Raw genomic sequence first — 15,127 nt, forward strand, 5'->3', positions numbered from 1 at the left:
CCTCGCTTTGTTTGAGGAATAGTACCCAGAGAACAGGGATTCATAATTACCCTTCTATGTATTTAATTTTTGATACCGAAACTACAGGTCTGCCTGCCAATTATAATGCACCCGTATCCGATACTAACAATTGGCCAAGGTGTATTCAGATTGCCTGGCAGTTGCACGATGCGTTAGGAAACCTGGTTGAACACCAGGACTTTCTGGTCAGGCCTGATGGATTTAATATTCCATACGATGCCGAACGTATCCACGGTATTTCTACAGAATTAGCCACAGCACAAGGTATTGATATCCGTGAAGCCTTAGAGAAATTCAATATTGTCCTTTCCAAAGCTAAATTTGTAGTCGGACAGAATATTGGCTTTGATGTCAATATCATGGGCGCTGAATTTTACCGGATGGGTATCGAAAGCCCTATGGCTCAAATGCCTGTTCTGGATACCTGTACAGAAGTTACCGCCAACTTATTAAAAATTCCCGGAGGTAGAGGAGGCAGGTTCAAACTGCCAACGCTGACCGAATTACACAGTTACTTATTTGGTGTCCCATTTGCAGAAGCACATAATGCAACGGCAGATGTGGAAGCAACCACGCGTTGTTTCCTTCAGTTAGTAAAAATGGAGGTTTTTACGCCCGAACAGCTTCAGGCTGATCAGGAGTATATCCGTTCATTTATTGCCAGTCAGCCGGCAGTAATACCAAGTGCAGGCATTCAGCACATTAACCTTAAGGCTGCTTCTGATGAAATCAGAAGAAAACAGGCCAAAGCTGAAGGTCCTGGTTTATCAAAACAAGACTTAAAAGACAATCAGCAAGAACTCAAAGACGCAACATTTGTCCACCTGCATAACCACACACAGTTTTCAGTCTTGCAGTCTACCATTAATATTCCGGGTCTTATTGCAGCGGCAGCGGCCGATAAAATGCCTGCTGTAGCGATGACAGACCACGCCAATATGATGGGGGCCTTTCACTTTGTGAACCAGGTACTGAATCATAACAAAGGCGTAGAAGCCAGAAATAATGCAGCCATAGAAAAAGGAGAAGAGCCTGCAGAAGTACCGATTACGCCGATTGTAGGCTGTGAATTCTTTGTCTGTGAAAATCACCTGGATAAATCCCGTAAAGACAACGGTTATCAGATGGTGCTGCTCGCTAAGAATAAAACAGGTTACCATAACCTGGCCAAGATGTCTTCCATTGCCTATACCAAAGGATTTTACTATATCCCAAGGATTGACCGGAATGTTATCGAACAATATAAAGAAGATATCATTGTCCTTTCCGGAAACCTGTATGGTGAAATAGCCAGTAAGATCCTGAATATGGGTGAAAACCAGGCTGAAGAAGCATTAATCTGGTGGAAATCATTATTCGGTGCAGACTTCTATATGGAGATTATGCGCCATAACCAGGATGATGAAACCGTAGTAAATAAAACGCTGATCGCCTTAGCTCAAAAACATAATATTAAGCTGATTGCAACAAACAATACCTATTACATCAATAAAAAGGATGCCAATGCACACGACATTTTACTATGCGTAAAAGATGCAGAGAAGCAAGCTACACCTATAGGCAGGGGACGTGGATACCGTTATGGCTTACCCAACCAGGAATATTATTTCAAATCTTCAGAAGAGATGAAAAAACTGTTTGCGGATCTTCCGGAAGCAATTTTAAATATTCAGGAAATAGTAGACAAAATATCAATCTATAAACTCGCCAGAGAAGTACTCTTACCTAAATTTGATATTCCTGAACAGTTTATAGTGCAGGAAGATGAAGATGACGCAGGTAAAAGAGGAGAGAATAAATATTTACGCCACCTTACTTTTGTTGGGGCAGAAAAAAGATACGGAGAACTTACTCCCGAAATTATAGAACGTCTGGACTTTGAGCTTCAGACTATTGAGAAAACAGGTTATCCGGGTTACTTCCTGATTGTACAGGATTTTATCAGGGAAGCCAGAAATCTGGATGTATCAGTAGGTCCGGGGCGTGGTTCTGCTGCGGGATCTGTAGTGGCTTACTGTTTGTGGATCACTAATATTGACCCTATCAAGTACGATCTCCTTTTTGAGCGTTTCCTGAATCCTGACCGGGTATCCATGCCCGATATTGATATCGATTTTGATGACGAGGGCAGGGGCCGCGTCATGGACTATGTGATCAATAAATATGGCGCAAACCAGGTGGCACAGATCATCACCTATGGTACAATGGCCGCTAAGTCTTCTATTAAAGATACCGCCCGCGTATTGGACCTGCCACTTTTTGAAGCCGATAAAATAGCCAAGCTTATCCCCAACCTGAAGCTCGCAAAAATCTTTAACCTCGATGAGAAATCACTCCGGGGAGCCTTGCGTGCAGATGAATATGAGAAAGTAGTAGAGCTGAAAGATATTGCAGACTCTAAAAGCTTAAGTGCTGAAACTATACAGCAAGCCAGAATACTGGAAGGTTCTTTAAGAAATACCGGTATCCATGCCTGCGGGGTAATTATTACACCAGACGACATTACCAATTACGTACCTGTGGCCATGGCCAAAGATTCCGATCTGTACGTTACCCAGTTTGATAACTCTGTAGTAGAAAGCGCGGGATTATTGAAAATGGACTTTTTAGGGTTGAAAACACTGACCCTGATTAAAGATACCGTTAAACTGGTTCGCTTAAGAACAGGTATTCAGCTTGACCCTGATGAATTCCCTATAGACGACGTCAGAACTTACGAATTGTTCCAGCGTGGAGAAACCATTGGTATTTTCCAGTACGAGTCTACCGGGATGCAGAAATACATGAAAGAATTAAAGCCTACCGTATTCGGAGATTTAATTGCCATGAATGCACTTTACCGTCCTGGGCCACTGGAGTATATTCCAAGTTTTGTCCGAAGAAAAAACGGAGAGGAAGAAATTAAGTATGACCTGGATGCCTGCGAAGAATACCTGAAAGAAACCTATGGAATTACAGTTTATCAGGAACAGGTGATGCTTTTATCACAGAAACTTGCCGGATTTACCAAAGGTGAGGCCGACGTACTGCGTAAAGCGATGGGTAAGAAGCAGAAAGATGTACTGGATAAAATGAAACCTAAATTTGTTGCCCAGGCAGCAGAAAAAGGGCATGCTCCGGCTACATTAGAGAAAATATGGAAAGATTGGGAAGCATTCGCTTCTTACGCCTTCAATAAATCTCACTCTACCTGTTACGCCTGGATTGCTTACCAGACCGCTTATCTGAAGGCACATTACCCGGCAGAATATATGGCCGCAGTACTGACGAATAATATGAGTGATATTAAGCAGGTGGCCTTTTTCATGGAAGAATGTAAACAAATGGGGGTAAGAGTACTTGGTCCGGATGTGAATGAATCCATTTTGAAGTTTTCCGTAAATCCTCAGGGAGAAGTACGCTTTGGTCTTTCCGGAATTAAAGGCGTAGGGGAGAAAGCTGTAGAAAGTATCATTGAAGAGCGGACTAATGGCGGATTTTACAACAGTATTTATGATTTTGCCAGACGTTCCAATACCAGAACGGTCAATAAGAAAGCCTATGAGAGTTTCGTTTATAGCGGTGCTTTTGATAGTTTTGGTTTCCACCGGGCGCAATTCTTCTTTGTGGGAATTAATGATAAGCTGAACGGTATTGAGAAGCTGATCAAGTATTCAAATGATTTCCAGAACAGTGAATCTTCTGCACAATCCTCGCTGTTTGGTGGTACGGTTGCAGATATGATCAACGAGCCTACTTTACCAGTGGCTGCAGAATGGACATTAATAGACAGATTAAAATACGAGAAAGATGCAATCGGGATTTTCCTGAGCGGTCATCCGCTCGATAATTATAAATTAGAGCTGAAAGAATTCTGTCAGCACAACGTTCGTCACCTTGCTGTAGTCAATAAGATACGGATGGGGGATACAAATGAAGACGTATTGGCAGAGTTTGAACAACTCAAAAACAGGGAACTGGTGGTCGGCGGACTGGTTGTAATCTCCGCACAACGGATGACTAAAACCGGAAAACCATTTGGGACTATTGTTTTTGAAGATTACAATGACAGTTGTGAACTGGCTTTATTTGGAGAAGACTTTGTTAAATTCAAGCAGTTTATGACTGATGGTTATTTCCTGCAAATCCGTGGCCGTGTGGGAGAACGCTTCCGTAAAGAAGGAGACTGGGAATTTAAAATCACATCCATAGCTCTTTTATCGGATTTACGGGATAAACTGGCAAAATGTATCACCATACAGATTCCAATTCAGGGAATCAATGATCAGATTATTACACAAATCCTGGCGATCATTGCAGAAAATAAAGAAAATACAGAACAACAAAACTGTCAATTGAATTTTGTTGTGTACGACCGGGAACAAAATGTTTCGCTTGATCTTCCTTCTAAGTCGCTGAAAATCAACCCTGATAATACATTTCTGGAGCAGTTGAAAGAGCTGAATGTGGTGAGTTATAAGTTGAACTAATGTCATTTTGGCATTAGAAAATATGGTGGCATTACAATTGATTATATCTTTGTATAAATAAAAATAAGAAATATGGCTATAGAAATCACAGACGCTAACTTCGAGGAAGTTGTGTTGAAATCAGATAAACCCGTTTTAGTAGACTTTTGGGCAGAATGGTGTGGTCCATGTCGCATGGTAGGTCCGGTAGTAGATGAAATCTCAAAAGAATACGAAGGAAAAGCAGTAGTGGGTAAAGTAAACGTGGATAACAACCCACAGATTTCTACTCAGTTCGGTATCCGTAACATCCCTGCGTTGTTATTCTTCAAAAATGGTGAAGTAGTTGATAAGCAAGTTGGTGCAGTTCCAAAATCAGTATTAGCTGGTAAATTGGATAAGCAATTGTAATCAACCCAATATATAAAAAAAAGCCGCTTCTAAACTAATAGAAACGGCTTTTTCTTTTACAGGTTATTTTGGAATTTATGCTTTTGCAGGCTATTTTAGAATTTATGCTTTAAAATCTTCGGGCAAGTCTTCTTCCTCAATTTCTTCCCATGTAGCTTCCTCTCCCTTTAGCAATCCGTCGCTCCAATAGCAGAAGACCGCAATCACAGTTAATACGCCAATCTGGATATAAGAAATTTCAACAGGATGAGCTCTGCTCAGGTCAAACAATCCTGCCTTTGCCGCAATGCAAAGTACTAAAGCGAGTGTAAACAGCCATTTGAAATTCCCGGTACTGCTTGATAAACGGCTTAAATGTGCAGGATGCAATGTGATCGCTCTTAGTGCATTAATCAAAAGCACCAGGAAAAGGATACATAGTAAAATATACTTTAATAAGCCAAGCATAGGAATAGGTTTTAATTCAACTATACCTCCTAAAAAATAAGCCGATGAGATTAATCCGCACAGGAATAACAGAGCGTAAAAGATAACAATACCTCTTAAAAGCAGGCGATGGATAAGAGAAGAGGAATTAAGGAAATTTGGAGATTTATTCATTTTTATGAATGGCAAGTTGAGCCTGTTTAAATTTAGATAATTAGTCAATCTGAATTCTAATTTAAATAAGCAACTTTATGGCCAAAGAAACTATGATGTTGCATATTATATTAACAAGTATTGGTTGGTTAGGAATGGCCTTATGTACATTAGGTTATTTACTCTTAAGTGCAAATGTTATTCAAGCTGAATCCATCAGTTTTCAATTACTAAATGTTTTCGGGGGGCTTTTTTTGGTTGCATCGGCAATAGATAGCCAGGATATTCCAAATGCTGCTGCTAATATATTGTGGATGTTTATTGCAATCTATGCATTGGGACGGCATTTGAAAACTCAAAAGTCAATTAAAAAAGATTAAGGTTCTATGCCCAGGATCTCATAAGACTTATTTTTATAAAAACATAGTTTTTCTGAATAGATAGTTTTATCATCTTCCAATGAAAGGTAAAAATAAGAACCGTCAACCAGTACAAAAATCATATCTGCAGCAATTTTTGGATCAGCTACGTTAATTAAACCCTGCTCATTACAGCGTTCAATAACTGAAGTCAGCGTTTTACGAAGTGAATCCAGGATGATTTTATATTTTGCCTTAATCTTCTTATTCCTGAATGCCAGCGCATAAAATGCATAGAACAATCCATCATCAAATAGCAAGTTCCATTTTTTCGAAAAAAGAGCTTCTATGATTTTGTGAAGGTCAGAAAGCATTCCTTTTTCTTTAATACTATATATTAACAGGTACCTGTCTAGTATGTAATCTAACAACGCGTAGGTAAGACTTTCTTTTGTTTTAAAATAGTGGATAATCAGGGTCGGATTGACACCCATTTCATTGGCAATTTTCGCAATCGAACTGTTCTCGTAACCTTCTTTCTTAGCCAGCTTGTAAAAAGCTTTTATAATTTCTAATTGTCTTACTTCTTTAATGCTTTTTCTGCCCATGTAAAATTATTTTCGATGGGCAAACTACTAAAAAAAGAGTTATAAAAAGAACGTAATGTACTTCTTTAAAAGGTTGTTTTTTAAAAATAGATTAAACGAACGTTTAGTTAATTTAATAATAAGCTGTTATTGTTTTCCTAACATTGAACGGAGACCTTAGCTGAAAATAATAGTCTTTTGAAAATGATAATTTATAGAAAATTAATCTTGGACAGTATGAGAAAAAAAATACTTTTTATAAACTTCAGCAGAATTAAAATTCATCTATTGCTGTTGTTTCTTTTGTTTACTGCATTGAATAGCTTTGCACAAAACATCACAGTAAAGGGTCAGGTTTTGGATGAAGAAACCAAAACACCAATACCAGCAGTAAATATCCTGATAAAGGGTACAACGCTAAGATCGGCAACCAATGCAAATGGTATTTACACGCTATCTGGTATAAATCCTGATGCGATACTGATATTTTCTTATATTGGATATACGCCGCAAGAAATAAGTCTTCACGGTCAAAAACAGCTAAACGTAATTTTAAAGCCTGATAATGGTAATCTAAAAGAAGTTGTTGTTACCGCATTAGGTATTAAGAAAGAAAAGAAATCTATCGGTTATGCTGTACAGGAGGTCAAAGGTGAAACCCTGGAAAAGGTCAAAAGCCCTACAGCTATAGGTGCATTAGCAGGAAAGGTGGCAGGATTAAATATTTCCAATACAACCGACCTTTTTCAAAAACCCGCTATTTCACTAAGGGGGCAGACACCATTGATTGTTATCGATGGTATTCCGGATCCCACTGCTGATCCATATAAAATTAATGCAGATGATATCGAAAGTATCACGGTATTAAAAGGTACAGCTGCGGGTGCACTCTATGGCTCAATTGGGGTCAACGGTGCAATTATGTATACCACTAAAAGAGGTAAAAAAGGAAAGACCATTGTGGAGGTTAACTCTTCTACCATGTTCCAGACCGGATATACCGTAGTACCAAAAGTACAGACCCAATATGGCGGTGGAAATAATGGAAAATATGCTTATGTTGACGGATCTGGCGGAGGTACAGAAGGTGGTGGATGGATCTGGGGACCTAAACTGGATCAGAAAGATCCCAGTACCCCAAGCGGTTATTATGAAACTCCTCAATACAATAGTCCTGTAGACCCAATAACTGGTAAATTGGTTCCACTACCGTGGATTTCAAGGGGAAAAGACAATATTAAAAATTTCTTTCGTACAGGAATGCTTTCCAGTAATTCAGTAACAGTATCTACAGGCGGTGAGAATGGCTCATTCAGAGTATCGGCTGCAAATATCTATCAAAAAGGTACAATGCCAAATACAGGAGTAAACAATTCTTCCTTTTCGGTAGCTGGAAATTATGCCCTGTCACCAAAACTAACCATGGATGGAAGGCTTACTTACAATAGAGAATTCTCTAATAACTATCCCTCTACAGGTTATGGCCCTACCAATATCCTTTATAATCTTTTACTGTGGATTGGTCCGGACCTGGATATACGCGATCTTAAGAACTACTGGTTAAAAGGTAAAGAAGGTATGCAGCAAAGAAACTATAATCTTTCCTGGTACAACAATCCCTATTTTATTACGAACGAACAGCTCAATGGATATAGAAAAGATAATTCTTTTGGGAATTTCTCCCTGAATTATCAGATTGCCCGTGATTTTTCTGCTAAAATACGTTCAGGCTTTAACCAGTATGGAACAGATGAAGATTCAAGATATCCCTATAGTTATATTGGATATGGAAGCCTTTCAAAAGGGGACTATACCTATACAAAAAGCAGTCATTTCGATATCACTACAGATTTGATTTTAAGCTATAAACACAAGTTTAATGATAACTTTAATTTATCTGTAATCGGGGGAGCGGCAAACTCTTATAACAATACCAAAGGAATCGCCACGACTACAGATGGGCTTAACATTCCTGGATTCTATAATTTAGCTAACTCCACAAATCCATTGAAGGGGTCTAATTACCTTCAGGAACGACAAATAAATAGTTTGTATACCATGGCCGATTTGGAAATGTATCGTTTCCTTTATCTGTCATTCACAGGCAGGAGAGATCAGACCTCGACACTACCAGTAAACAACAGTGCCTATTTTTATCCATCAGGAAGTATCTCAGCAGTATTGTCAGATGCGTTAAAATTGCCGGAAACTATTTCATTTTTAAAAGTGCGTACCTCTGTGGCCAAAGTAAACAGCGGGTCAATTACCACAGACCCGAACAACTTTTATGCGCAAATACAAACCTATAATATAGGTAATAAATGGAACGGCACCTCTTCACTGAAGTGGCCGGATAGTTACAAAATGCCAGGTCTTGTCCCGAATACAGTGCTTTCATGGGAGTCGGGTGCCGTATTGGGCCTTTTTAAAAACCGCTTAAATGTTGACGTTACTTATTTCCAGAACAAAGAATATAACAATTTTCAGCTGGTTCCGGTTTCAGAGACCAGCGGTTATACCACACTGCTTCAAAATGCAAATGTATACCAGAGAAAAGGATGGGAATTTATGATTAGCGGAACTCCGGTAAAAACATCCTCATTTGAATGGGAAAGCAGTTTTAATTTCAGTAACAGCCACCGCTGGCTTAAAGAAGCCACCCTTAGTCAGGACGGATATATCGGTAACCTGAAAGCCGGAGAGCGGGCTGACAAGATTTTTACTTCATTATACCAGACAACACCTGATGGAAAGATCATCTACGATACTAATGGGATGCCATTAAATGATCCATATCAACGCAGTATTGGATATGCTGATGCAAACTGGATCTACGGCTGGCAAAATACATTTAAATACAAAAATATCTCACTCAGTATTGCTGTTGACGGTCGTATCGGAGGCTCTATATACTCCACTACCAATTATAAAATGTGGTGGGGCGGAACTGCTCCAGGTACCGTTAACCAGTACCGTGATGATGCCAATGCCGGGAAAAGTACTTATATAGGAAAAGGGGTAGTGGTTATTGCTGGAAAAGCAACGTATGACAATCATGGTAATATCATTAGCGATGACAGGCAGTACGCACCTAATACAACCCCGGTAAATTACATTGCTTACAACACGGGGACGGGCAGCAGCTCAGAAAATAATTACTTCTATTACAGTGGTACTTATTTAAAGATGCGTGAAATAGCGCTGACCTATACACTTCCCCAACAATGGATAAAAAAGCAAAAAGTATTTCAGGCGGCTTCAGTTTCTTTTATTGGAAACAACTTGTTCATTCTGGCCAAAATACCTAATGTAGATCCGGATGCAGAAAGCGACAATTTGCAAACACCTTCTATGCGAAGTATTGGCTTCAACTTTAATTTTAAGTTTTAATCCACTCATCAATGGCATTCTTTAGTCATCAATCATTTTATATCATGAAAAAAAGTTATTTGTATCTATCTGGTATTATTTTCTTAGTGGGTATTACTTTATCCTCCTGCAAAAAATTCGATTATTATCAAATAAACCCTAATACACCCACTCAGGCTGATCCTTCTCTGGAGTTAGCGAATATTGAACAAACAGCTTTTGCTACCATTAACACGGAGGCAAGTTTGGCTACGCGTCAGTTGGTTTATGCGCAAAGTTCCAGTACAACACAGAATTACGGCTGGCAAAGAGCGGACTCGGACTCCTCTTATAAAAAAATAGCTCAGGTAGTTAAAATGGAACAGGAGGCTGCCCGTATCGGCAAACCTAATTATAAATACCTGGGGAAATTTTTCAGGTCCTATTATATCGTAGGGGCGACGCTTACTTTTGGAGATGTTCCCTATGCTCAGGCCATGCAGGCACTGAATAACAATTTTTCTGATGGAGCCCTCAGACCTGTTTACGATGCACAGGAAGATATCTATTTGCAAGTTTTGAATGACTTGAAATTGGCGAGTGACTCGCTGTCTGCTTCAGGGGGAACCATTAACAATGATATTATTTACAATGGAGATATCACCCAATGGAAAAAAGCCATTAACACCTTTTCTCTAAGAGTATTGATGAGTCTTTCAAAAAAAGAAGCGAATACCAAACTCAATATCAAACAACGGTTCAATGATATCGTTTCTAATCCATCTAAATATCCATTGCTTACTTCTAATGATGATAATGCGAAGCTTACCTATTATGATATTGTAGGCAACCGTTATCCGTATAATAATAACAACAGCTTAAAGACAGATTATTACCTTGATGATTCATTTGTTAAAATGTTAAAAGACCTGAAAGACCCTCGTCTTTTTGTCTACGCCAGCCCAACACCTAATTCAGTTACTGCAGGTCTTTCAGCAAATAATTTCAGCGCTTATACTGGTTTGATTGGTAGTGCTCCGGTTGCTGATAATGTACAGAAGATGACTACTGGAAATGCTTCAGCTATTAATCGAAGATATGCATATGATGCTGTGAATGAGCCAAGTGTTGCAATCGGCTACCCGGAGCTGCAATTTATTCTGGCAGAAGCTGTGGCAAGGGGCTGGATAGCCGGAGACATTAACAAATTTTATACAGGCGGAATTAGAGGCGCAATGCTCTTTTCCAGGTACAAGGGAGACCTTGCCTATACACTGGATGATATCGAAACTTATTTGAAACAGCCGTCTGTTACGCTGCAATCGGGAACATTAATCCCTCAAATAATTATGCAGCGGTACATTAATACTTTTATGAACACGGGCTGGCAATCATTTTATGAACAAAGGCGTACAGGGTTCCCCACTTTTGAAACCGCTGGTGCAGGTATACTGAATGGTGGAAAAATACCTAAAAGATGGATGTATCCAACCGCAGAACTGAACAATAATGGCGTAAATGTAGATAACGCTATCAAACGTCAGTATCCTGGTGGAGATGACATCAACGGAGTGATGTGGTTATTAAAATAATTATTTTCTGGTGAGCTGGCTGATTATACCAGCTCACCAGAAAATTGTTAAATTTACAAAATGGCCACGCATACAGATCAGGCGGAATATCAATTGAACAGCAACCTGGAGTTACTCGCCAGGCAGGTTGTAGAAGGATTTATTACGGGATTGCACAAAAGCCCTTTTCATGGGTTTTCCGTAGAGTTTGCTGAACACAGGGCCTATAACAGAGGCGATAATGTCAGGAATATTGACTGGAAATTATTTGCCAGAACTGATAAGCTCTATACCAAAAGATATGAAGAAGAGACTAACCTGCGTTGCCAGTTTGTAATTGATACTTCTTCATCGATGTATTTTCCGCAAGGGGCGTATAACAAGCTTAACTTTTCTGTACAGGCGGTTGCTGCCCTGATGGAACTGCTCAAAAAGCAGAGAGATGCTTTTGGATTAAGCTTATTTACAGATCAGCTGATTTTAAATACACCTGCACGATCGACCACTATGCATCAAAAGTATTTGTTTACTCATCTGGAAGAGGTGCTAAAGGCCCCTAAGCTTAACGTAGGGACGGCATTAAGTACATCGCTGCACCAGGTAGCGGAATCAGTTCACAAGCGTTCTATGGTTGTTGTTTTTACTGATCTGCTAACTGCAAACCAAACAGATCATCATCAGGAAGATTTATTCTCCGCGCTGCAACACTTAAAATTTAATAAGCATGAAGTTATCATTTTTAATGTAAGTGATAAAGCTAAAGAAGTAGACTTCAATTTTGAGAACAGGCCTTATCAGTTTGTAGACCTGGAGACAGGGGAATTACTGAAAGCAAATGCAGCTACTGTTAAAGAAGCTTATTTGAAATCTTATGGAGATTACCGGCAGATGCTGACGTTAAAATGTGCACAATATAAAATAGATCTGATTGACGCAGATATAGCAGCAGGCTTTTCAACCGTATTGGCGGCGTATCTGATCAAAAGACAAAAAATGAATTAATTACTTCTTGCCTTCCCTGTATCTGCTGAGCAATTCTCTTTTAAAAGTTTGTTCTGCACGATAATATTTACCCACAGTTTTGATCGGCAGGCTGCTTTTCAGTTTATTATAATATTTGCGGTCAATATTTAAATCCTTCTGTTTGAAATTGAGCTCATTGTTAATCAGGCTTTCTACCTCTGTATCTGAAAGGTTTTCAATCTCTGTACTCTTTCTGAAGCTGATCATGTTTTTTCTGCGTTCCTGACGCAATTCAGATTGCTCACTCTGCATTGAATTGTAAATCGGCCAGAATATTTTTGCCTCTTCGGGTGTCAGCTCTAATTTTTCTTTGAGATAAGTACTTTTATAAGCTTGTATTTCATTGCTTTTTCCTTCACCTCTTTGTGCAGAAGACAGAAAAGGGAGGGATAATAGAAAAGCTATGGCTAGTATGTTTTTCATGGTATCGTATCTTAATTATAAAACGGAGGACAGATCACTTTGAGAATAATTGTTTAGAATATAAGTTTCCAGGTCCGCATTGGTGGTATTGTCATTGGATACATTTGCATTATTCACCTTTGATATATCTGCATTATTTCCCTCTATATGGTCAATAATATCCTGTTCATTCATATCATATAATACCTGCTCACTTACCAGGTCAGAACTTTTGCTTTCCGTATTGAAATTTTGCTGATTCAAATAAAGTCCAAATGCAGTAACCAGGATAAAACAAGCAGCTGATGCATATTTAACCAGGTCATTACGCCATAAACGAAATAATTCAGGTTCGCGTTTTGCAAGGTTAGTACTGACAATCGTTTTAGCTGAATTGTCTGATGCTACAGTCTTTGCAAGAATATTAGCCTGTAATTTCTGGAAATATAAATCAGGCGTATGAAAACCATCAGCTTTAGGGAGTGCTTGTAAACCGTTACCTGTTGCCTGGGCAAAAATAGAGTCTTGTAAGAAGTTAAAATACTGATCAGGTACGATAAATCCGGACATAGGAATAGCTTCCTTAAGCTCATCGACGTAAATTGCGTCATGAATCAGCTCAGGGATGGTCTTCAAATACTCCTGTGGAACGCTGAATGGATTTTCTTTTTCAAGAGAGGCCAGATAAGGCGCTTCTTGTTTCCATTCATTGTCTTCTATATCGTGTTTCATTGTAAATAATTTAGCTATTGCAGGGTGATCATATCAGGGCTTCCTGAATTTACCTGCTATATGGATGCCTAAAATCACAAAAGGTTTAAAAGGTAATGTCTTCATTTAGCATAAAAACTTCTATTTTCTTCACTGCAATATGGAAGGAAGCTTTTAATGCACCTACAGACGTTCCCAGAATTTCAGAAATTTCTTCATACTTGAGTTCATCGTAGTATTTCATGTTGAAAATCAGCCGCTGTTTCTCTGGAAGTGTTAATAGTGCCTGCTGTAACTTCATTTGGATTTTGTCTCCATTGAAATAAGAAGAGGCCACTAAACTTTCAGAAAGCTCAGCTGAAACATCATCCAGAGGAATATTGTTACGCTGTTTTTTCTTATTTAAAAAGGTAATACAGTCATTAGTTGCGATCCTGTAAATCCAGGTATATAATTTAGAGTCGCTTCTGAATTTGGATAAATTCTTCCAAACCTTGATGAAAACTTCCTGGACAAGATCATCCGCATCATCATGATCGATGACCAGTCGACGGATATGCCAGTAAGTTTTCTCCTGGTATTTTGAGATAAGCAGGTTAAAGGCTTCATTACGAGTACTCTCCATAGAGAACTTCGCCAGTATTTCATCATCTTCAACCTGCTTCATCTATTATTTTTTTCTTTTTATAACTTTTTGAGCTGCTTCAACAATATTAATTGTATCCAGTCCGTATTTAGTCATCAGCTGATCAGGAGTTCCGCTTTCGCCAAAACTATCATTTACAGCCACGAATTCTTGTGGAGAAGGAAGCTCAGTTGATAATAAACGTGCAACACTTTCACCTAATCCTCCAAATTTATTATGCTCTTCACAAGTTACCACACAACCAGTTTTCTGAAGCGACTTTAAGATAGCCTCTTCATCTAACGGTTTAATGGTGTGAATGTTTATAATTTCTGCATCAATACCTAAAGCAGCTAATTGTTCACCAGCCTCAATTGCTTTCCAAACCATGTGTCCGGTTGCAACGATAGTGACATCAGTACCTTCGTTGACCATCCATGCTTTACCAATTTCAAATTTTTGATCAGGATCAGTAAATACAGGAATACTTGGTCTGCCGAAACGCAAATAAACAGGGCCTTCATACTCGGCGATAGCTAAAGTAGCAGCTTTGGTTTGATTATAATCACAAGGATTGATCACAACCATTCCTGGTAACATTTTCATCAAACCTATATCTTCAAGAATCTGGTGAGTTGCACCATCTTCACCTAAAGTTAAACCAGCATGAGAAGCGCAGATTTTAACGTTTTTGTAGGAATAAGCAACAGACTGTCTGATCTGGTCATAAACTCTGCCAGTAGAGAAGTTTGCGAAAGTACCTGTGAAAGGAATTTTTCCTCCAATAGTCATACCTGCTGCAATCCCGATCATATTTGCTTCAGCAATTCCGATCTGGATAAATCTTTCCGGAAATTCGTCTGCGAAAGCATCCATTTTTAAAGAACCTTTCAGATCCGCACAAAGTGCAACCACATTCGGGTTTTTCTGACCAGCTTCATGTAAACCAGCACCAAAACCAGAACGGGTATCTTTCTTTTCTGAATATGTATATTTTTTCATGAGTCTCTATTTTTTTATAGCCCGCTATCCTAAACAAGAC

At 39.0% G+C, this 15,127-nt stretch carries 12 protein-coding genes; 6 read left to right on the plus strand and 6 right to left on the minus strand.

The genetic code is table 11. From position 1 onward, the window contains the following. Window positions 1-56 precede the first annotated feature (56 nt). Complete coding sequence (gene dnaE, locus AB3G38_RS20655) at window positions 57-4,490, plus strand: DNA polymerase III subunit alpha (RefSeq protein WP_367865615.1); 4,434 nt, start codon at window positions 57-59, stop codon at window positions 4,488-4,490. A gap of 72 nt (window positions 4,491-4,562) precedes the next feature. Then, window positions 4,563-4,880 (plus strand): thioredoxin, encoded by a 318-nt coding sequence (trxA, locus tag AB3G38_RS20660; RefSeq protein ID WP_068403141.1) that lies wholly within the window; start codon window positions 4,563-4,565, stop codon window positions 4,878-4,880. 102 nt (window positions 4,881-4,982) lie between these two features. Here trxA and AB3G38_RS20665 read toward each other — a convergent pair whose 3' ends face one another. Then, window positions 4,983-5,480 (minus strand): hypothetical protein, encoded by a 498-nt coding sequence (locus AB3G38_RS20665; RefSeq protein WP_367865616.1) that lies wholly within the window; start codon window positions 5,478-5,480, stop codon window positions 4,983-4,985. Window positions 5,481-5,557: 77 nt separating this feature from the next. Between AB3G38_RS20665 and AB3G38_RS20670 the strand changes: the two genes are divergently transcribed. Further along, on the plus strand, window positions 5,558-5,839 hold the full coding sequence (locus AB3G38_RS20670) for a hypothetical protein (RefSeq protein WP_367865617.1): 282 nt from the start codon (window positions 5,558-5,560) through the stop codon (window positions 5,837-5,839). Here the strand turns inward: AB3G38_RS20670 and AB3G38_RS20675 are convergent. Next, the gene (locus AB3G38_RS20675) at window positions 5,836-6,426 is read right to left on the minus strand and encodes a TetR family transcriptional regulator (RefSeq protein WP_367865618.1); all 591 of its coding nucleotides are present in this window, start codon (window positions 6,424-6,426) and stop codon (window positions 5,836-5,838) included. The genes AB3G38_RS20670 and AB3G38_RS20675 overlap by 4 nt on opposite strands. 216 nt (window positions 6,427-6,642) lie before the next feature. Here AB3G38_RS20675 and AB3G38_RS20680 point away from each other — a divergent pair, with 216 nt between their 5' ends. From AB3G38_RS20680 to AB3G38_RS20690, 3 genes are read left to right on the plus strand one after another with little or no spacing between them, the layout of a single operon-like run. Then, a complete protein-coding gene (locus tag AB3G38_RS20680; RefSeq protein WP_367865619.1) occupies window positions 6,643-9,795 on the plus strand; it encodes a SusC/RagA family TonB-linked outer membrane protein in 3,153 nt (1,050 codons plus the stop codon). A 44-nt stretch (window positions 9,796-9,839) separates the two neighbouring features. Further along, on the plus strand, window positions 9,840-11,345 hold the full coding sequence (locus AB3G38_RS20685; protein WP_367865620.1) for a SusD/RagB family nutrient-binding outer membrane lipoprotein: 1,506 nt from the start codon (window positions 9,840-9,842) through the stop codon (window positions 11,343-11,345). Between the two features lie 60 nt (window positions 11,346-11,405). Then, window positions 11,406-12,326 (plus strand): DUF58 domain-containing protein, encoded by a 921-nt coding sequence (locus AB3G38_RS20690; RefSeq protein WP_367865621.1) that lies wholly within the window; start codon window positions 11,406-11,408, stop codon window positions 12,324-12,326. Here AB3G38_RS20690 and AB3G38_RS20695 read toward each other — a convergent pair whose 3' ends face one another. The 4 genes from AB3G38_RS20695 to AB3G38_RS20710 all read right to left on the minus strand — a co-directional run bounded on the left by AB3G38_RS20695 (window position 12,327) and on the right by AB3G38_RS20710 (window position 15,087). Further along, on the minus strand, window positions 12,327-12,770 hold the full coding sequence (locus tag AB3G38_RS20695) for a hypothetical protein (RefSeq protein WP_367865622.1): 444 nt from the start codon (window positions 12,768-12,770) through the stop codon (window positions 12,327-12,329). It lies immediately after the preceding gene. Between the two features lie 15 nt (window positions 12,771-12,785). Further along, complete coding sequence (locus tag AB3G38_RS20700; RefSeq protein WP_367865623.1) at window positions 12,786-13,481, minus strand: hypothetical protein; 696 nt, start codon at window positions 13,479-13,481, stop codon at window positions 12,786-12,788. Window positions 13,482-13,566: 85 nt separating this feature from the next. Then, the gene (locus AB3G38_RS20705; RefSeq protein ID WP_367865624.1) at window positions 13,567-14,127 is read right to left on the minus strand and encodes an RNA polymerase sigma factor; all 561 of its coding nucleotides are present in this window, start codon (window positions 14,125-14,127) and stop codon (window positions 13,567-13,569) included. A 3-nt stretch (window positions 14,128-14,130) separates the two neighbouring features. Next, window positions 14,131-15,087 (minus strand): transketolase family protein, encoded by a 957-nt coding sequence (locus tag AB3G38_RS20710; RefSeq protein WP_367865625.1) that lies wholly within the window; start codon window positions 15,085-15,087, stop codon window positions 14,131-14,133. Window positions 15,088-15,127: the final 40 nt, after the last annotated feature.

The organism is Pedobacter sp. WC2423 (assembly GCF_040822065.1).
In the GTDB taxonomy this organism is placed as follows: Bacteria; Bacteroidota; Bacteroidia; order Sphingobacteriales; family Sphingobacteriaceae; genus Pedobacter.